We start from the raw sequence: 18,199 nt of genomic DNA on the forward strand, positions 1-18,199 counted from the left end.
GGAGGGTAAAAGCATGAAGACCGTTCAAGTCAATATCGTTACTCCCGACGGCCCAGTGTATGAAGCGGATGTGGAAATGGTCAGTGTCAGAGCAGAAAGCGGTGAGCTTGGTATTTTAGCTGGCCACGTTCCAATGGTTGCTCCGCTAAAAATCGGTGCAGTTCGCTTAAAACATAGTGGATCAACTGAATTGGTTGCAGTAAGTGGCGGATTTGTTGAAGTTCGCCCTGAAAAAGTAACCATTCTTGCTCAGGCCGCTGAAACATCAGACAAAGTTGATGTAGATCGTGCGAAATCAGCGAAACAGCGTGCTGAAGAGCATTTGAACCACCCGAATGAAAGTGATGTACGCCGGGCGGAACTCGCATTAAAACGGGCGTTAAACCGTTTAAATGTAGCAGGGAAATAAAACAGAAAATCCTTCTTATCACAATGATAAGAAGGATTTTTTTTAGAATGACATGAGGGATTGGTACATTGACACATAAGGGTGAGAATCCTGTTTTTCAAGATATAAGTGCTCGCAAAACTGCGTACTATGCCACGTTTTATTGTGCCGGCGCAAACCAAGCGTATATTGATGCGGAGAGTCCATATAAGGCCGCACCACCCAGTCAGCATCTGAATGATGACGGAGGACAACCTCTCCTATATACACACTCATCATTGCTTCTAATGCATCAATGGGCATTTTCCACTCAGCAAAAAGCTGCTGGGTAAACGCATCAAAGTATAAAGATTCTAACTGATACAGGCTTTCCTCTGAGTAATCCAAAGAAATGTTATGAAAATGACACAATTGTGCTAATTCTTCTAGCTGTGTCTGTCTATAATCAAAGTAGAAAGCAATGGCCTCCCATTCATGATCAAATGAGGGAACCAATTCTCCGTACAAATCAACAAAGTCAGGAAAAGAATCTTTCAAACTGATCAGCTCCTTCCACACGCAGTATATCATCTCCTAGGCAACAGTATAAGAGGGGATTCACACTAAATGTAGCTCTTTTTTCCAAATGATTCATCTTTCCGATTTTCGAGGATATAATGAAAGGGAGTTTTCCTTTACAGAAATAAATAAAAGGAGGATTCAGCTGTATGGAAGACGTAGGACAACAAGCAATTGTGAGTATTGTGATCCACCTATTTTTTATTGCCATTACGTGGTGGGCATTGCTTGCCGTAAATATTGATCCACTGATTAAAAAAGGGAAAATCATTCAGGCAAGATTGCTGATGATGCTCATCACCATTGCTATCGCATCTGCGGTCAGCAATTTCTTCCTTGATTATTTAAATTTCTCCAGACAAATTCCTTATATGTTCTAACATAAAAGGTTTGGTTAAAGCCTTCTGCGGGAACGTAAAAAGAAGTGTCAAAAGCATGGCCTTTGTTGACTTTTCCACGTATGCATTTAACCCCTTGCGGCAACACTGGTAGCAAGGGGGAATGACAAGTGAGAAATTATTTGAAAGGCTGGCCATTATTTGCGTTTATTCTTTTTTTTGTTCTGATGATTCAAGGTGTTCGTGCGGAAGAATCTTCCCCACTCGCTCAAATAGCAGAAGGTCTGAAAAACCAGCAAATCGAAGTCGATGGCTGGACCCTTCATGCCAAAAAAAATGTAGACATTTCATCCGAACAATTTTCAAAAAAAGTGAAACGTTTGAAAGACGAACTACGACAGTATGAGTGGACCGAAAAAAAAGAGAAACATGTCACCAAAGTCACAGGAATGTACAAAGATGAAAAAAATGATACCTTATCGAAAATTTTACTCGTGAAGACCGACACAAAATCAAACCAAAAGTCGTATTTATTATATGAGCAAAAAGGTGCTCGCCCACTGAATACCTGGGAGCATACATATGATCAGTTCGTACGTCATGCAAAAAGCATATTACAAGAAAAATTTGTGATTTTTACTTGTCTCGATGGTCATGTAAATGGTATGATGGATGTTGTTTTGCAAAAAAAAGCTGAAATGTTAGCAAAAGAATTTCAAGCAAAACCAGTTGAGTATCTCGTTGAGTCTAATTTTGTGTCGCTTTCCGCTTACACAGATAAGTGGGAACAGTTCATTATGACTTCAAATGATAAAATGAATGTTCAAATTGCCATCAGAAGTTCGGAAATGAACGAAAATCATACGATTACGGTTGGCACACCAATCGTAACGACTGAATATTAATATAGAGAATTTGGGACGCGGAGGGGAAGACCTTGGAAAAAATCATCGTCCGCGGCGGTCAAAAGTTAAACGGCACAGTTAAAGTAGAAGGCGCAAAAAATGCCGTTTTACCAGTTATCGCTGCATCTTTGTTAGCAAGTACAGAAAAAAGCGTAATTTGTGATGTACCTACGCTCTCCGATGTATATACAATCAATGAAGTGTTACGTCATTTAGGAGCAGAAGTACATTTTGAAAATAACGAAGTATCAGTAGATGCATCTCATGCACTAGAAACTGAGGCTCCGTTTGAGTATGTGCGTAAAATGCGAGCATCTGTGCTCGTCATGGGACCACTTTTAGCAAGAACAGGTCATGCAAGAGTCGCATTACCTGGAGGCTGTGCGATTGGTTCAAGACCAATTGATCAGCATTTAAAAGGCTTCGAAGCAATGGGAGCTAAAATTCAAGTAGGCAATGGTTTCATCGAGGCTGAAGTAGAAGGCCGTTTAAAAGGTGCAAAAATCTATTTGGATTTCCCAAGTGTGGGTGCAACTGAAAACATCATCATGGCAGCAGCACTAGCTGAAGGAACAACGATTTTAGAAAACGTAGCAAAAGAACCTGAAATTGTTGATTTGGCAAACTACATCAATGCCATGGGCGGTAAGGTTCGCGGGGCTGGTACTGGTACAATCAAAATTGAAGGTGTGGCAACACTTCACGGTGCAAAACACAACATCATCCCTGACAGAATTGAAGCGGGTACTTTCATGGTGGCAGCAGCCATTACAGAAGGAAATGTTCTTGTAAAAGGCGCAGTGCCAGAGCACATGACATCACTTGTTGCAAAAATGGAAGAAATGGGTATTCAGATCATTGAAGAAGAAGAAGGTTTAAGAGTGATTGGACCATCTGAGCTCAAGCCAATCGATCTAAAAACAATGCCGCATCCTGGGTTCCCAACGGATATGCAGTCTCAGATGATGGCGCTATTGCTTCGTGCGAACGGAACAAGCATGATCACAGAAACTGTGTTTGAAAACCGTTTTATGCATGCTGAAGAATTCCGCCGCATGAATGGCGATATTAAAATTGAGGGTCGCTCTGTGATTATCAATGGGCCGGTTCAACTTCAAGGTGCTGAAGTTTCAGCGACTGACTTAAGAGCAGGAGCAGCACTTGTACTTGCTGGATTAGTGGCAGAAGGTCATACACGTGTCACTGAATTGAAGCATATTGACCGTGGATATGTGAACTTCCACCAAAAACTTGCAGCAATCGGTGCAGATATTGAAAGAGTAAACGATGAATCAGCTGATGTTACACAAGAACAAGTTGTGTCAGATCTGAACGCGTAATGATAAAGAAATCAGTGTGTCCATTGGGGCATACTGATTTTTTTTTAGAATCATAGAATGCTTCATTTTCAAAAGCTTATCATTAGTGTATCCAATCGTTTTAAATTTTATTCATAAAGACGAACAGTAAAATCAATTGGTGAAGAGCATGTTGGCATGATCGAAAGTCTTGTCCAATGAATGAAAGAAGCTGTCATATTAGCTTGTCCTTGCCCATAGGATAAAAGAGATTCAATGACAAATGGGGGCAGCCAAATATGAAACCAATGATATGGACAATCGCAGGAATATGCATCATCATTTTAATGATTCCAACCTTACTCGTGTTGCCGACATTCCAAGGGAAACCCGCGGCTAGCCAACACGTAGCAGCAGAACCATCAGTTAAAAAAGAAGTGAAAGGTTCAGTCAAATTGAAGCAATCGCCCGTCTCCATTCCCGTCTATCGTTCAACTCATCAGCAGGTAGAAAACATTCCTCTAGAAGAGTATGTGATCGGTGTCGTAGCTTCTGAAATGCCAGCTGATTTTGAAATGGAGGCGCTCAAGGCACAGGCACTCGCTGCTAGAACGTATATCGTCAGACAAATGATCATCGATAAGACCGTCAAATCACCAAAGGGCTCTCTTGTAGATGACACACAAATGTTCCAAGTCTACAAAAATAAGCAGGAACTCAAGAAAATTTGGGGGAAAGCGTACAACTGGAAATTAAAAAAGGTCACAGAAGCTGTCGCCAGCACACAAGGGAAAGTGCTGACCTATGACGAAAAACCAATTGATGCTTCTTTCTTTTCTACAAGTAATGGGAAAACTGAAAATGCAGAAGCCTATTGGAAAAACGAAATCCCTTATTTGAAAAGTGTCTCAAGTAAATGGGACGAAAAATCACCAAAATTTCAAAACACGAAGACCATCACGGTTAGTGAATTTCAGCAAAAACTAGGTGTGACCCTCAGTCAGCAGGCTCAGGTAGGAGAGATTGTAGAGCGGACACCAGGAAACCAAGTAGCAAAAGCCGTGATAAACGGTAAAACACTGACAGGCAGAGACATTCGAGAATCACTGGGACTTCACTCTGCAGATTTTACATGGGAAAGAAAGGGCCAGCAAATTGTGATCACGACAAAAGGATACGGCCATGGTGTAGGGATGAGCCAATATGGTGCGCATTATATGGCGCAGTCAGGCAAAAAAGTAGAAGCCATTGTGAAACATTATTATAAAGGGATTCAAATTGAATCAGCTGATCGTTTTCTCAACACGTATATGGCTAAAAAATAAAAGAAAAGGTGCCTCAGAAACGGGGCATCTTTTTGTTTGTTCAAAGAGGTTTGAACAGAATGTGTCAAATTGCGACTTAAGATGCAGGTCAGGAAATCTTAAACATTTATGTCCTGACAAGAACCGATGGCCGATACAAAGTCCCTCGAAAGACAGAGAAAACGAAGGGATAAATGATGCGTTAGGTGAAAATATCTAGACATCTGACAGAATTTTAGTGATTTCGATGAAAGAGAAAAAGGGATCGAGTCCTATACCATTCCAAGAAAGAATAATTTACGATTAAGATGTTTCAATTAAATACATAAGGAGGAATGAAAAGTATGTTGAAAAAAGTATTTACACTCGTAGCCTTAGCTGTATTGACATTATCCATGTCAATCTCTTCACCAGTGTTTGCAGAAGCAACAGCAGCCAAAAAACATAAGAATGATGTAAGAGTCACAATTTTACTTGATGCAAGTGGAAGCATGGCAAGAAAAGTAGATGGAGAGCGCAAATTTGATCTCGCAAAACAAGAGGTATTTAAATTTGCCCAGTCACTTCCGAAAGACGCTAAAATTCGTATGAGCTTGTTTGGTTCTGAAGGAAACAACAAAAATTCAGGTAAAGCTCAATCATGTGAAGTCATTAGAGGAGTTTACGGCGTACAGCCTTACGAAAAGCAAAGCTTTGAAAACTCTTTAAACGGACTTGGACCAAACGGCTGGACACCGATTGCACGTGCCCTTGAAAGTGCAAAGCAAACGGATAAGCAGCTTCATGAGGGAACAAAACATATTGTGTATTTAATTACTGATGGTGAAGAAACTTGTGGCGGAGATCCTGTGAAGGTAGCAAAAGAATTGCATCAATCAAAAGGATCTACTGTTGTCAATGTCATCGGATTAGACTTTAACGATGGCTATGAAGGCCAATTAAAGCAAGTAGCCAAAGCTGGTAAAGGTCACTACTACCAAACAAGTACTGGTAAAGAAATGGGTTCTATCTTAACGGCAGAATCATTAAAACTACACGAATAACTTGTTGAACAAAAGGGAAACGATTGATGTATGCTTTCGTTTCTCTTTTTCTGTACAAATGTAAAAAGGGAGGTTTTTATGAATGAAACGCAATATTGTATTAACCATTTTGGCTAGTCTTGTCCTGCTTCTTTCTTCACCAGCTCATGCTGTGACAAAACAGGAGCCTGCTCATGTGGTCATATTACTCGATTTAAGCGGCAGCATGGCACAATCGGTTGAGGGAGAAAAGAAAATCGATATCGCAAAACGTTCTATTCAAAGCTTCGCAAGTATTTTATCAGAAGATACGCAAGTCCTGCTTCGTGTATTTGGTCATGAAGGGACCAATAAAAATGCAGGAAAAGCCGTTTCATGTGCAAGTTCTGAAGCCGTTTATGGATTTGGAACATATGAGCAAACAAGATTTCAGCAAGCGCTGAATGTGTATGGTCCAACAGGCTGGACACCACTAGCAAAAGCATTAACTGATACGAAACAAGATTTTGAAGATCACCAGGCTGAAGGGAAAAATATCGTATATGTTGTCAGCGATGGTGAAGAAACATGTGGTGGAAGCCCTTCTCAAGCAGCAAAGGAATTACATGAAGACGGTATTGATACAATCGTCAATATCATTGGCTTCGATGTGAATGAAAAAGAAGCAAAAAGTCTAAAATCTGTTGCAAAAGCTGGTGGTGGACAATATCAACCGGCAGCAAATGCAGAAGAATTGAAACAGATTCTTCAACAAGAAGCGAGCACTTTTGGTCAGTAGGATGTGAATGGCAGCTGGGGAAAACACCCCCCAGCTGTTTTTTAGTTGGAGATCAATTTAAAGTCGTTTCTAATTCATCAATTCGTTTCTCCACGTAGTGCTGATCTTTTCTTGCATGAAAGGTTTCGGCTTTTTCTAATATCGCAGTCGTATTATATTCTGGAATCTGTGAATAGCTCTCATAAACACCTTTAGGAATTAAAACGTTCCCTTCAGGCCAATAAACAGCGATATTTCCCCGCTTCAATTCCCCGAATTGAGCAGCTCCTTGATAGGACCCATATTGATTAAAAAGAACAACTGGATCACCTTCTTGGACGTAAAGCTCTTTTGCATCTTCTTCATTCATCAAGATAGAATGACGCTTTCCGCCATTAAAGGCATCCTTTTCACTGTAGATCATAGAGTTAAATTGTTTACCTCGTCTTGTCGTAATATTGAAATGCCCCTCAGTTTTCCGGTATTGAGGCAGCTGGGCAGGAAGAAGGTGTCCCTTGCCGTCCGGTGTTGGACATGCACCATCTTCGCAAAGCCATGCGCCTCCCCATTGGAAAACGTCTCCTTTATGACGCAAATGCTGTATGCCATCATAGTTTCGATTTGCGATGGCAATCTCGCGGCGAATGTCTTCAGCATGTTCAAAATGAATCAGCTCGGCATCCTCTGGTCGGACCCTTTTCGCAAGATCAATATAAATGTCCCATTCTGCTCTGGCTTCTTCAATACGAGGTCCTTCAATTTCCGGACTGAAATATACCATGCGTTCCGTACTGGTTGACGTACCGCCGCCTGGCTGTTCATACCTTGTCATAGCAGGCAGAACAATCACCGTCTCTTCTGCCTCTACCAGTGTAGAGGTATTCAAAATGATATCTTGATGGACACGGAGTTCGAGCCCAGATAATGCTTTTTCGATCGCTTCTGGATTTGGCATCGTTTCTAAAAAGTTTCCACCGCTAGTAAACAGCATGTTGAGTTTTTGTGGGTGTTCTTTTGGGAGAGCCATCTTTTCAAACGATTGACCGATGGTATCACCATGCCATTTCGGAATGTCAAATCCCCATATCTTCTCAATTCTTTCAATATTCTCTTCATCAAAATCACTGCCTGGCAAAACAAATGGATCGGCGCCCATTTCGCCTGAACCCTGGACACCACTATGTCCGCGAATCGGCATGACGCCACAATGTTTTCTGCCAATAAATCCACGTAACATGGCAAGGTTTGCGACTTGCGATATATTATCTGTTGCAAATCGATGCTGGGTAAGACCCATACTCCAAATAAAAACGCCAGAATTGGCATTGGCAAGGAGGACTGCGAATTCCTTCATTCTTTCTTTTGACAAGCCTGACGATGCTTCTAGGTCCTCCCACTTCAACTGTTCGACATGTTGCTTTAAATCCTTTATGCCAGTTGTATGGGCTTGAATAAATTCATGGTCAAGAGCGGAGTGAGGAGCATGCTGCTCCATATCAAACCAATGTTTGATGACGCCGTTCATAAACGCAATATCGCCGCCTATATTGACTTGGTAAAAATCATCAGCTATTTTTGTTCCGAATAAAGCACTTTCTGGAATAGAGGGAACCCAGTACTTTTCCATCGCAGGCTCTTTATACGGATTAATGACAATAATTTTAGTTCCTTTCTTTTTAGCAGCGTACATATATTTAGTGGAAACAGGCTGATTGTTTGCTGCGACTGATCCCCAAAAAACCAATACATCCGTTCCGATCCAATCACTGTAATTACAGCTAGAAGCACCTATGCCAAGGGAACGTTTAAGAGCGGTTTTGCTCGGTGAATGGCAAATGCGGGAAGCATTATCGATATGATTTGTTCCTATAAATCGTGCAGCCTTCGCAGCGGTATAATAAACTTCATTTGTAATTCCTCTGGCTGTTAAGTAGAAAGCGAGCTGTCGTTTGTCAATTGATTTGATTTTAGCAGCGATTTGATCTAATGCATCATCCCAAGAAATACGTGTAAAGGCATTTTGCCCTTTTTTTCGGATCAGTGGATAAGGAATACGCCCAAGCTTACGCAGAGAGGTACTATCCATTTTTTTTAGCTGATGAATATCTTCGAACCATTTTGGGTCAATAGCTGGCATTGTGTTAAGGCGAAGCACATTTAGCCTTGTTGTGCATATATGGGGTCCTGCAAGTGTCTGATCGTATAAACCTGATACACCAAGGGCGCAGCCGTCACAAACGCCCTGCGTTAAAATACGGTACGCGTAAGGGAGGTTATCTTTGTTTTCCCAAGCCACCTTCATCGTATCCCGAATGTGCTTAGGTTTCACTTTTCCAAGCCCCATAGGAGCAAAAGAGGCCCATAGCTTTGGTGAGGGTTTTTTGTTGAGTTTAACAGGCCCCTTGTGTTGTGTTTTCCCCATGATATCATCACCCTCCTATTACTTTGTAAAGCGTTTTCATATCTAAAAATTACCTGTAGATTGTGATTCTGTCAAATTCAAATTAAGGACGGGCTGTGACAGAAGAAGTAGCAGTAAGGTTTGATTTTCTAAGCTGTTGAATATCCTTCCGAATGAGAAGAGATAGGATAAAAGCAATGAAAAATAAGCCAGAGAACACCATGAGACTTTGTGTGTAATTGCCTGTTATATCTCGAATAAAGGATGAAAATAAAGGTCCTGCTAAACCAGCAGCGGCCCAAGCGGTCAGAATATAACCGTGTATTGCACCAAGTTGTTTCGTACCAAACAAATCTCCAATATAGGCTGGAATTGAGGCAAACCCTCCTCCATAGCACGTATAAATGATCGCCATCACGATTGAAAAGATAAGTGGTTCTTTTAAGTAGGGAAGTAAGGGAAAAGCGATGAGCTGTATACTAAAGAAAATCGTATACGTATTTGGCCTTCCGATATAATCAGAGAAGGATGCCCAGCCAATTCGTCCTAGCCCATTAAAAGCACCTAAAACACCAACAAGAGTAGCTGCAGCGCCTGCAGTGAATCCAACACTTTCTTGAGCAAGAGGCGACGCTACTGAAATAATGGCAATTCCGCACGTGATATTAATAAAGAGCATGAGCCACAAATAATAAAAACGCCGTGTTTTGATCGCTTCATTTGCTGTGAGCTGTGATAAATCTTGAGGGAATTTTCTTTGACTTGTTTTCAACACGTCAAATTGTTTGACGTCATCGGGCGTTGGTGGTGATAAATAAAGAGATGAGATCACCATGATCGTAAAATAGGAGAGTCCAAGAATATAAAAGGTATTTGCGATATCAACTTTTTCAATGAGAAATTGAATAATTGGGCTGCAGATAAGTGAAGCAAATCCAAAACCCATAATGGCTAAACCGGTTGCAAGTCCTCTTCGGTCCGGAAACCATTTGACTAATGTTGATACAGGTGCAATATAGCCTACACCTAATCCTATTCCAGCAAGTACACCATAAAATAAATAGAGGAGAGGCAGTGAAGACATGTGGACAGCGAACCCTGACCCAGTCATTCCAATGCCAAAGAAAATAGCTGAGAAGAGCCCCGATGCCCTTGGGCCATACTTTTCAACGAAATGTCCCATGAAAGCAGCAGATAAACCTAAAAATAAAATAGCAATGCTGAAGGTGAGGCTTATTTCTGTTAATGACCACTGAAAGGTTTGATGTAAAGGATTCGTAAAAACACTCCATGCATAAACAGACCCAATAGATAAATGGATTCCCACAGCACTTGTCGCAATGAGCCAACGATTTTTTGATTTGTTCATTGTGTTCCCCCCATATAAAGCAATCAAAAAGTTTGATAAGATAGAAATATGTTACATTTTTATGACTTTTTAAAATAATATCACAATTTGATTGGTTCATATAACTAAATTTGTGTTGAAAGGAAGATCATACAATGAATCCTTCTGTTAAAACGAAACGAGTCATACACCAATATCGTGAAGGAAAATTTACCTGCAAAACAGATGAAGTTGTAGAAGAATTTCCTTTAACTGTGATGGTGAATGGAGAAGAGTTTGTGACACTCGTTTGTTCACCAGAGCATTTGAAAGAATTGGTTATCGGCTTTTTAGCTTCAGAAGGAGTCATTCGATTTGAAAATGAGATTAAAAGGTTTACAATAGATGAAAGTATGGGCTTTGCATATGTTGATTTAATCCACTCAAGTCGTTTTCATTCATCAGACTTTACAAAACGAGTGATTGGTTCTTGCTGTGGGAAAGGGAGACACTTTTATTTTCTCCAAGATGTGAAGACTGCAAAAACAGCCATTGATCAAATTAACATTTCTGCTGAAACCTGTATGCACTTAATGAAGTGTTTACAAGACGAAAGCCAATTATTTCGACATACTGGTGGTGTGCATAATGCTGGACTGTGTGACACAGAGAAGCTATTCATCACTAGAACTGATATAGGAAGACATAATGCTTTGGATAAAATCTTTGGATATTGTTTACTTCACCGAATCCCACTTAGAGATAAAATCCTTGTGTTTAGCGGCCGGATATCGTCGGAAGTTCTGTTGAAGGCAGCGAAACTAGGAGTATCTATTGTGATATCAAAATCAGCACCTACAGAGCTAGCGCTTAAAATGGCAGAAGAATTAAATATCACGACAGTTGGATTCGTCAGAGGAGGATCTTTTAATATCTATACTCATCACCAGCGTATTACAGAATAGGAGGCAAAGTATGGTCAGTATTTTGGATAAAAGACATCGATCATTGCGCGATTTAAGAATCTCGGTAACCGATCGCTGTAACTTTAGATGTACGTACTGTATGCCTGCTGAAATCTTTGGACCAGATTTTCCTTTTTTGAATAAAGAAGAGCTGCTTAGTTTCGAAGAAATTGAACGACTTGCTACCCTTTTTGCAAAGGACTTAGGTGTGGTGAAATTACGCATCACGGGCGGTGAACCTTTAATGCGTAAAGATTTGTCCATCTTAATAGAAAAGCTCGCAAAAATCCCAGGAATCGAAGACATCGCTATGACAACCAATGGAACGCTTTTACCTTTATATGCTGATAAGTTAAAGAAAGCAGGTCTTCAGAGAGTTACTATTAGTTTGGATTCATTAAATCCCGAACGTTTTAAGCAAATGAATGGAAGGCATATTTCCATCCAAAAAGTGTTTGATGGAATTAAGGCTGCAAAAAAGGCTGGACTTGCTATTAAGATCAATATGGTTGTCCAAAAAGGTGTGAATGATCAGGATATCTTACCAATGGCAGACTATTTTAAAAAAGAAGGACACATTCTGAGATTTATTGAATTTATGGATGTCGGCAATACAAATAAATGGAATCTAGAGCATGTGATGACGAAAAAAGAGATAATTGATCTGATTGATTCAAAATATCCTATCAAACCAGAACCCCCTCGATATGCGGGGGAAGTTGCCAATCGCTTTTTTTACGAAGATGGTTCAGGAGAGATTGGCATTATTTCTTCTGTCTCAGATGCTTTTTGTGGATCATGTAATAGAGCAAGGCTATCTGCACGCGGTGAATTGTTCACATGTCTCTTTGCATCATCGGGTTTTGATCTGAAACGGATCATTCGTACGACAGAAAATGATGAAGGTATAACGAAAATATTGAAGGAGCTATGGTCAAATAGACATGATCAATATTCAGCCGAGAGAGAGCAAAAGAAAGATCAGAAAAAAGTTGAGATGTCATACATCGGTGGGTAGTGACAACAAAGTATCATGATCATGTATTTTTGAAAAGAAGAGGAAATGGCATAATCACTGTTGAAAATCTTTTTTTGAAAACAGGCTGATTCATCATATAAACGCAATCACCATAAAAAACAGCAGAGGGTTCTGCTGTTTTTTAAAATGCTATTTTGTGCCTCAAAAACCGTAAGATAAGTGTGGAAAATAGATTTTCAATCATACTGCGCTGCTTTACTTTTACAGGAGCTGTGATAACATCGAATCAATCTTTACCAGCTCGATTTTTTCACTCCTGGGATATGGCCTTTATAGGCAAGCTCACGAAAAGCAATCCTAGACATTTTGAACTTCCGTAAGTAACCTCTAGGACGGCCCGTTAATTCACAGCGGTTTTTTAAGCGAGTGGGAGAGGAATCTCTAGGTAATTTCTGCAAAGCTTCATAGTCACCTTTTTCTTTTAACTCTTTCCTTAATTCCGCATATTTCAAAACAAGCTGCTGCCGCTTTTTTTCTTTAGCAATCTTTGATTTCTTTGCCATTTAAAACCCTCCTGGTTTAATTGTGTATTTTCCATTGAAAGGGGTCTTCAAACGTTGTCCAATCTTGATCAAATTCCTCAGGAGTGAGTAAGCATTGATCAAGTGTGCGAATGATATCTGCTTTAGGTAAGTCCACACCGATAAAAACCAGTTTAGTATGTCGATCGCCAAACTCTGCGTCCCACTCATCAAGAAGCTCTGGTTCCTGATTTAAAATCCGTGCTTTTTCTTGCTCGGACAAGGCATCAATCCAGTATGCAATAGGTTCAATTGCCACGGATTTTCCGGCTTGTGAAATTAAAATGGTTAAATCATTATGTGTGGCAAGCCATGTAAATCCTTTAGCGCGAACAATCTGCTCAGGCATCTGATCTAACCAATTATTCAGCCTGCCGGTATGAAAAGGGAGTCTTCTTTCATAAACAAATGATGAGATTTGGTATTCTTCTGTTTCCGGCGTATGCTGAGAATGTCCAGCGTTGATTTCTTTTATCCAGCCAGCAGAAGCACTTGATTTTTCAAAGTCGAATAAACCAGTATTCAAAATGTCGCTTGGCTGTACTTTACCTTTTGTGGTTCTTATGATAGTTGCTTCTGGTTGAAGTGTGGTTAGCACGTGCTCAAGTCGATCTAGTTCTGATGGTGATACAAGATCACATTTATTGATAATCAGCACGTCACAAAATTCAATTTGATCAATGAGTAAATCGGAAATTTCACGTTCATCATCATCGGAAACGGCTTCTTTACGATCTAATAGACTTTCTCCAGATTGGAAATCAGTCCAGAAACGGTTTGCATCTACCACTGTTACCATCGTGTCTAGCCGGCAAAAGCGTGTCAAGTCTATGCCCATTTCTTCATCAATGTAAGAAAAAGTTTGAGCGACAGGGATTGGTTCACTAATACCTGTTGACTCAATGACGATATAATCGATATTACCAGCCTTACAAAGGCGTTCTACTTCGATTAATAAATCCTCTCTCAATGTGCAGCAAATACAACCATTAGATAGTTCAACAAGTTTCTCATCTGATCGAGAGAGCTCGCCGCCTTGCTTGACTAATTCCGCATCAATATTAATTTCACTCATGTCATTTACAATAACAGCTACTTTTAATCCTTTACGATTTTGAAGAACATGATTTAATATCGTTGTTTTTCCCGCTCCTAAAAAGCCGCTTAATACTGTAACAGGTATTCGTTTATTCATTTGTTTCTGTCCTTTTGAAAATGCTCATTTTGTTTTCCGCCTCACTTAAAAGTAATCATTACGATTTAAAACTTAAAAAATTATTTTGTTTCTCTATGAAGGGTATATTTCTTTAATCGAGGAGAATATTTTTTTAATTCCAATCGGTCTGGATTTGTTCGTTTATTTTTTGTAGTGATATAGTTTCTGTCACCTGTTTCAGTACAGGCTAAGGTGATTTTCACACGCATAAGTGATATGATCCTCCTTTAATTCGTAATAGTTACGATTTGTATTTTAAAATGATAAAGGCTGATTGTCAAGCTTAGTATCAAATGATCAATGCCAAATCACAAAACAAAGGGGTATCGAATTTTAATTGATACCCCCATCCTTTAATAAAAGTCACCGAGTTCTTGTTCGTAATCACCTTCGTACTGCTGGACATCACTAGGGATCTCTTGGAGAAAGGCTAGTCCTCCTAGTACAAGCATCAAAATGATGGCGATGAATGAGAGAATGACTGCGGCAATACTTGAAATGGCGAACAGTGTCTGCATTTTCATCATCTTAGCATATTGTTCTAACAAGTCTTCGTAAGAAGTATCAGGAGCTTGAATCAATTGTTCAGCTGCTTTCACAGATTTTTGTACATGTATCCCCATCATAATGAGGAAAACGCCAAGGGCAGCAGGAAGAACAAGCCAAAACCCAATAAGGATCGAAAGTCCACCTGAAATATAGAGAAAGATACTACCAACTTTTCCCCACTTTGCTATTGAATGAAGAGATTGAATGATTTTTTCAGTTTGTTGCAATCGTGTTCACTCCTTTATGTATTCACTCTTTATCATACTTGAGCAAGTAGTACTTTAGGAAGAGTGAATGTTGAACAATTAAAAATGTTTCTATCTTCACTTTACTATTTATGGATAAATAAATTATTTTCAAATAAGAAAAAAGTAACATTTACTATGATTTTTAACGACAAATTATGTCATAAATAAGGATAGTAGTTAAAAATAATTAGTAAAAATATCAAAATATGTTGTTAGTTGTCTTTAGATTGGTTATTATTGTGTTGTATTACCATAAAAATTGGAAGGTGGAATTCATATGTTAGATCGTTTTTTAAACAAAATGACCAATGTTCAACCTGCAGCTGCTAGATGCATTTTGCAAAAATTAGTAACTTCTTGCAAATCAGCACCAACTTGTTTCCTTCAAGGTGTTGGAACTTTCCGTTACTACGTGGATCGTGACACAGGTGAGATTTGTACTAGCCAAGAACGCGTTAGATGCGGCTGCTAAATCTAGGTATCTTATTTAATAGGATGTGAACGCATGAGCATATCTTCAATTTCATTCTTAACAGATGCTATGCAGACGTCGAACAGTCGTCAAGCGGGCCAGACATCAAATTCTTTTTTAACCCAAGCTGCGCAAATTGTTCAAGGCGACCATTCTCCAGAAGAGAGAAAGGCATTATTTCAACAACTGACTTTAGTTCAGCAAGGAAAAGATTTAGAGCTTCATGTTTCTAAATTAAAGGAACTAGAGGAAGAGGTTCAAAAAGAGGGGTCTTCTTCGTCCGTTACTGTGAATCAGCACGGTGATCAAGTAGACATTTCAAATGAAGCTCGCAGTGAGTTTGAACAAGCTGAGGAACAAGCATCAGCTTCAGGTGAAGCTAGTGAAATCGCTACAGGGGAAAAAGATAAGGATGTTCAGCCAAATCCACAATAATAAATAATGAGGCGTGTGTTTGATACTCTTCACATGCCTCATTTATCTTTATTTTGCAGGCAACCTTGAATAAAGACCATCCGGAAAAGGTGCCGCATATGAGATTGTTTCATCGTCTTCTACCATGATGTAATATGGAAACTCTTGAATCTGGAATGCCTCTATCAATTGCTCATCTACCGGGATAATTCGCATGTTGGTTTGGTTATCACGATATAATTCTTGATCCTTTTCTTGCCCATTCTTTAACAAGATACTAAATGAGACGTTTAATTTACGCTGTTCTTTCGTTTCTAGGAATTGTTCAAGTGACGGGATGCAGTGCGGACATGCTGTGTCAGTGAAAATAAGTAATTGCTGCATTTGATTTGTTTGCAGCAGATCATTCATATGAATGGGTGATGGTTGTTCGAGAAGCGGATGCACAAGTTTTTGTCCAACATGTTGAATAGGTAAGATGATCAGCTTCATCTGATGTTTTAAATAAGTGATGACTCCGACAGTTAATAAAAGACTGCAAAGAATAAGAGTGAGCTGTAAAAGTAAGATTGAATTCATCGTATATCGTCCTCTCAGAGTGAAGTTACGCAAAGCTATCATAATACAATTATCAAAAATATGTCAATTATACTAAATGGTGTAAGGTGGAGCATTTGATGAGTACAGTAAACCATTGTTTATATGCAATCTCCTATACTTGGAAAAGAAGTCGTTCTTATCTTCTTTTAACCTTGTTGGTCCAAGTGATCGTTGGTTTTATGCCCTTGGCTAGCGTCTGGATTATTCAAACATTGATTAATGAAATTATTTTATTTATGACTTCTTCAGGAGACATCCAAAAGGTTTTGTGGTTATTTGGGTTGCAAATGGTCATTGTGGTTTTAGGATATGGGCTTCAGTTCATTCTTCAGCTTAGTCAGCAGAAAGCGACAAATCTGATTGGTTTGCATTTGAAGGGTGAATTGCTTCAGAAGGCGATAAGGCTTCCGTTTATTACGTTTGAACACCCGTCTTTTTATAATGAAAGTCAACGTGTGATGAACAGTCATCAGCACGTTCTGAGTATGGTCAGGAGTATTTTCACAATCATGAGCGCGTTGATTACTGTTGTATCACTTCTCATTTACATGGTCGGTATCCACTGGGGCTTGGCGGTCATTCTGATCGTGTTTACCCTGCCTGTCTTGTGGATTGAACTTTTTTTTGGAGGTGCGCGTTATCAATTAAACCGCATGTTAACTGCCAATGATCGAAGAGAAATGTATGTGTCCGATCTTGTAGCACAAAGAGATTCTCTGAAGGAAATACGTTTATATGGAATAGGGAATTATCTTCTTCAAAAATGGAAAGGTCATTATGTAAAAAGTGCAGATGAGAAATATAAATTGCTTAAACGACAAGTCCGCTGGGAGATGGCGGGCGGATTGCTCATGACCTTTGCCTATGTGTGCTGCGGTCTTTTTATTGTCTTTCTTATTTTCCAAAAAAAAATCGCGGCGGGGACGTTTGTCGCTGTGCTGCAAGCTGTACAAAACATTCAAAGTGGTTTTCAAGATTTAACGAGGGAATTCTCTAGTTTATATGAAACGAGTCTTTATGTTGATGAAATGAGAACTTTTCAAAAGAGAGAAGAGGAAATTCATGAACAGTCAGAAAGTGCAGCATCGCTTCGGAGGATCGAGCATATTCAGTCCATCACACTAGAAAATCTCTCTTTTACTTATCCGAATATGAAAACGCCTGCTATTGAGCATATACATTTTCATATCAATAAAGGTGAACGTATAGCATTAGTCGGGGATAACGGATCAGGTAAAACCACCTTGATCAAATGTTTGACCGGCTTATACGATCCAGATCAGCCGAATATGCAGAAAGTCAATGGTGAGTCTATTTCCACCATTCATAAAAGGTCATATCATGCTAGAATGTCTGTTCTTTTTCAAGATTTTATGAAGTACGAATTCACTGTGAAAGAAAACATTGGGTTTGGCCGTATCGACGATATAGATGAGGAAGAGCGAATGATTTTAGCTGCGCGGCAAGCAGGTATAGAAAAAAGAATCAATCAAATGGAAGAAACGTATGATGCGCAGCTTGGCCGCTTTTTTGAAGAAGGCCATGAACTGTCTGGTGGACAATGGCAAAAGCTTGCGATGGCGAGAACCTTTTTTAGAGAGAGTGATTTTATCATTTTAGATGAACCAACTTCTGCTCTCGACCCACTGTCGGAGATTTCACTCATTCGAAAGTTATTCGATCATACGCAGGATCAAGGTGTTTTGTTTATTACACATCGTATGGGAGCGGCCCGCTTAGCAGACCGTATTATCGTTATGAAAGATGGTGCTTTCGTCGAAGAGGGGAACCATGATGAGCTTATGACGCTAAACGGAGAGTACAAAAGGCTTTACGAGGCACAATCTCAACTATTTCAACAAAAGGAGATGGTGTAA

Annotated in this window: 19 protein-coding genes; 11 read left to right on the forward strand and 8 right to left on the reverse strand. The window is 39.6% G+C overall.

What is annotated here, in order from left to right:
* The first annotated feature begins 13 nt into the window (after positions 1-13).
* On the forward strand, positions 14-409 hold the full coding sequence (locus tag R0K30_RS07100; RefSeq protein WP_008343393.1) for a F0F1 ATP synthase subunit epsilon: 396 nt from the start codon (positions 14-16) through the stop codon (positions 407-409).
* A 42-nt stretch (positions 410-451) separates the two neighbouring features.
* Here R0K30_RS07100 and R0K30_RS07105 read toward each other — a convergent pair whose 3' ends face one another.
* Positions 452-958: a hypothetical protein gene (locus R0K30_RS07105; RefSeq protein WP_370461108.1), complete on the reverse strand. Its 507-nt coding sequence runs from the start codon at positions 956-958 to the stop codon at positions 452-454.
* Between the two features lie 137 nt (positions 959-1,095).
* Between R0K30_RS07105 and R0K30_RS07110 the strand changes: the two genes are divergently transcribed.
* From R0K30_RS07110 to R0K30_RS07135, 6 genes are all read left to right on the forward strand, one after another.
* Positions 1,096-1,326, forward strand: coding sequence for a DUF1146 family protein (locus R0K30_RS07110; protein WP_025208130.1), 231 nt, complete (start codon positions 1,096-1,098; stop codon positions 1,324-1,326).
* 128 nt (positions 1,327-1,454) lie between these two features.
* Complete coding sequence (locus R0K30_RS07115) at positions 1,455-2,189, forward strand: YwmB family TATA-box binding protein (protein ID WP_230030618.1); 735 nt, start codon at positions 1,455-1,457, stop codon at positions 2,187-2,189.
* Between the two features lie 32 nt (positions 2,190-2,221).
* Positions 2,222-3,529: a UDP-N-acetylglucosamine 1-carboxyvinyltransferase gene (gene murA / locus R0K30_RS07120; RefSeq protein WP_230030619.1), complete on the forward strand. Its 1,308-nt coding sequence runs from the start codon at positions 2,222-2,224 to the stop codon at positions 3,527-3,529.
* Between the two features lie 257 nt (positions 3,530-3,786).
* On the forward strand, positions 3,787-4,812 hold the full coding sequence (gene spoIID, locus R0K30_RS07125) for a stage II sporulation protein D (protein ID WP_367307917.1): 1,026 nt from the start codon (positions 3,787-3,789) through the stop codon (positions 4,810-4,812).
* 323 nt (positions 4,813-5,135) lie between these two features.
* A complete protein-coding gene (locus tag R0K30_RS07130; protein ID WP_410609808.1) occupies positions 5,136-5,834 on the forward strand; it encodes a VWA domain-containing protein in 699 nt (232 codons plus the stop codon).
* 82 nt (positions 5,835-5,916) lie between these two features.
* Complete coding sequence (locus tag R0K30_RS07135; protein WP_410609810.1) at positions 5,917-6,591, forward strand: VWA domain-containing protein; 675 nt, start codon at positions 5,917-5,919, stop codon at positions 6,589-6,591.
* Between the two features lie 52 nt (positions 6,592-6,643).
* Here the strand turns inward: R0K30_RS07135 and R0K30_RS07140 are convergent, their stop codons facing one another.
* Together R0K30_RS07140 and R0K30_RS07145 are read right to left on the reverse strand one after the other, a co-directional pair.
* A complete protein-coding gene (locus tag R0K30_RS07140) occupies positions 6,644-8,992 on the reverse strand; it encodes an FdhF/YdeP family oxidoreductase (RefSeq protein WP_410609812.1) in 2,349 nt (782 codons plus the stop codon).
* An 82-nt stretch (positions 8,993-9,074) separates the two neighbouring features.
* On the reverse strand, positions 9,075-10,340 hold the full coding sequence (locus tag R0K30_RS07145; RefSeq protein WP_410609814.1) for an L-lactate MFS transporter: 1,266 nt from the start codon (positions 10,338-10,340) through the stop codon (positions 9,075-9,077).
* A 134-nt stretch (positions 10,341-10,474) separates the two neighbouring features.
* On the opposite strand from R0K30_RS07145, the gene fdhD reads away from it, so the two are divergent.
* Both fdhD and moaA read left to right on the forward strand, forming a co-directional pair.
* A complete protein-coding gene (fdhD, locus tag R0K30_RS07150) occupies positions 10,475-11,263 on the forward strand; it encodes a formate dehydrogenase accessory sulfurtransferase FdhD (RefSeq protein ID WP_410609816.1) in 789 nt (262 codons plus the stop codon).
* Between the two features lie 10 nt (positions 11,264-11,273).
* Positions 11,274-12,281, forward strand: a complete 1,008-nt coding sequence (gene moaA / locus R0K30_RS07155) for a GTP 3',8-cyclase MoaA (protein WP_410609818.1) — start codon at positions 11,274-11,276, stop codon at positions 12,279-12,281.
* Positions 12,282-12,535: 254 nt separating this feature from the next.
* Here the strand turns inward: moaA and rpsN are convergent, their stop codons facing one another.
* The 4 genes from rpsN to R0K30_RS07175 all read right to left on the reverse strand — a co-directional run bounded on the left by rpsN (position 12,536) and on the right by R0K30_RS07175 (position 14,815).
* Complete coding sequence (rpsN, locus tag R0K30_RS07160; RefSeq protein WP_099726488.1) at positions 12,536-12,805, reverse strand: 30S ribosomal protein S14; 270 nt, start codon at positions 12,803-12,805, stop codon at positions 12,536-12,538.
* Positions 12,806-12,821: 16 nt separating this feature from the next.
* Positions 12,822-14,018 (reverse strand): GTP-binding protein, encoded by a 1,197-nt coding sequence (locus tag R0K30_RS07165; RefSeq protein ID WP_230030626.1) that lies wholly within the window; start codon positions 14,016-14,018, stop codon positions 12,822-12,824.
* Between the two features lie 80 nt (positions 14,019-14,098).
* Positions 14,099-14,248, reverse strand: coding sequence for a 50S ribosomal protein L33 (gene rpmG, locus R0K30_RS07170; protein WP_003214771.1), 150 nt, complete (start codon positions 14,246-14,248; stop codon positions 14,099-14,101).
* A 144-nt stretch (positions 14,249-14,392) separates the two neighbouring features.
* Complete coding sequence (locus R0K30_RS07175; protein ID WP_099726486.1) at positions 14,393-14,815, reverse strand: DUF5362 family protein; 423 nt, start codon at positions 14,813-14,815, stop codon at positions 14,393-14,395.
* A gap of 526 nt (positions 14,816-15,341) precedes the next feature.
* Here R0K30_RS07175 and R0K30_RS07180 point away from each other — a divergent pair.
* Positions 15,342-15,743, forward strand: a complete 402-nt coding sequence (locus tag R0K30_RS07180; protein WP_099726485.1) for a hypothetical protein — start codon at positions 15,342-15,344, stop codon at positions 15,741-15,743.
* A gap of 48 nt (positions 15,744-15,791) precedes the next feature.
* Here R0K30_RS07180 and R0K30_RS07185 read toward each other — a convergent pair whose 3' ends face one another.
* On the reverse strand, positions 15,792-16,301 hold the full coding sequence (locus tag R0K30_RS07185; protein ID WP_256499071.1) for a thiol:disulfide interchange protein: 510 nt from the start codon (positions 16,299-16,301) through the stop codon (positions 15,792-15,794).
* 98 nt (positions 16,302-16,399) lie between these two features.
* On the opposite strand from R0K30_RS07185, the gene R0K30_RS07190 reads away from it, so the two are divergent.
* The gene (locus R0K30_RS07190) at positions 16,400-18,199 is read left to right on the forward strand and encodes an ABC transporter ATP-binding protein (protein ID WP_256499070.1); all 1,800 of its coding nucleotides are present in this window, start codon (positions 16,400-16,402) and stop codon (positions 18,197-18,199) included.

It is taken from the genome of Bacillus sp. SIMBA_154 (assembly GCF_046536015.1).
GTDB classification, from domain to species: domain Bacteria; phylum Bacillota; class Bacilli; order Bacillales; family Bacillaceae; genus Bacillus; species Bacillus pumilus_P.

What these genes read in the sequence shown, in the direction of transcription:
- R0K30_RS07100 (WP_008343393.1), top strand. Translation starts at nt 14, where the DNA reads ATGAAGACCGTTCAAGTCAATATCGTTACTCCCGACGGCCCAGTGTAT.
- R0K30_RS07105 (WP_370461108.1), bottom strand. Translation starts at nt 958, where the DNA reads ATGATATACTGCGTGTGGAAGGAGCTGATCAGTTTGAAAGATTCTTTT.
- R0K30_RS07110 (WP_025208130.1), top strand. Translation starts at nt 1,096, where the DNA reads ATGGAAGACGTAGGACAACAAGCAATTGTGAGTATTGTGATCCACCTA.
- spoIID (WP_367307917.1), top strand. Translation starts at nt 3,787, where the DNA reads ATGAAACCAATGATATGGACAATCGCAGGAATATGCATCATCATTTTA.
- R0K30_RS07130 (WP_410609808.1), top strand. Translation starts at nt 5,136, where the DNA reads ATGTTGAAAAAAGTATTTACACTCGTAGCCTTAGCTGTATTGACATTA.
- R0K30_RS07135 (WP_410609810.1), top strand. Translation starts at nt 5,917, where the DNA reads ATGAAACGCAATATTGTATTAACCATTTTGGCTAGTCTTGTCCTGCTT.
- R0K30_RS07140 (WP_410609812.1), bottom strand. Translation starts at nt 8,992, where the DNA reads ATGGGGAAAACACAACACAAGGGGCCTGTTAAACTCAACAAAAAACCC.
- R0K30_RS07145 (WP_410609814.1), bottom strand. Translation starts at nt 10,340, where the DNA reads ATGAACAAATCAAAAAATCGTTGGCTCATTGCGACAAGTGCTGTGGGA.
- fdhD (WP_410609816.1), top strand. Translation starts at nt 10,475, where the DNA reads ATGAATCCTTCTGTTAAAACGAAACGAGTCATACACCAATATCGTGAA.
- moaA (WP_410609818.1), top strand. Translation starts at nt 11,274, where the DNA reads ATGGTCAGTATTTTGGATAAAAGACATCGATCATTGCGCGATTTAAGA.
- rpsN (WP_099726488.1), bottom strand. Translation starts at nt 12,805, where the DNA reads ATGGCAAAGAAATCAAAGATTGCTAAAGAAAAAAAGCGGCAGCAGCTT.
- R0K30_RS07165 (WP_230030626.1), bottom strand. Translation starts at nt 14,018, where the DNA reads ATGAATAAACGAATACCTGTTACAGTATTAAGCGGCTTTTTAGGAGCG.
- rpmG (WP_003214771.1), bottom strand. Translation starts at nt 14,248, where the DNA reads ATGCGTGTGAAAATCACCTTAGCCTGTACTGAAACAGGTGACAGAAAC.
- R0K30_RS07180 (WP_099726485.1), top strand. Translation starts at nt 15,342, where the DNA reads ATGAGCATATCTTCAATTTCATTCTTAACAGATGCTATGCAGACGTCG.
- R0K30_RS07185 (WP_256499071.1), bottom strand. Translation starts at nt 16,301, where the DNA reads ATGAATTCAATCTTACTTTTACAGCTCACTCTTATTCTTTGCAGTCTT.
- R0K30_RS07190 (WP_256499070.1), top strand. Translation starts at nt 16,400, where the DNA reads ATGAGTACAGTAAACCATTGTTTATATGCAATCTCCTATACTTGGAAA.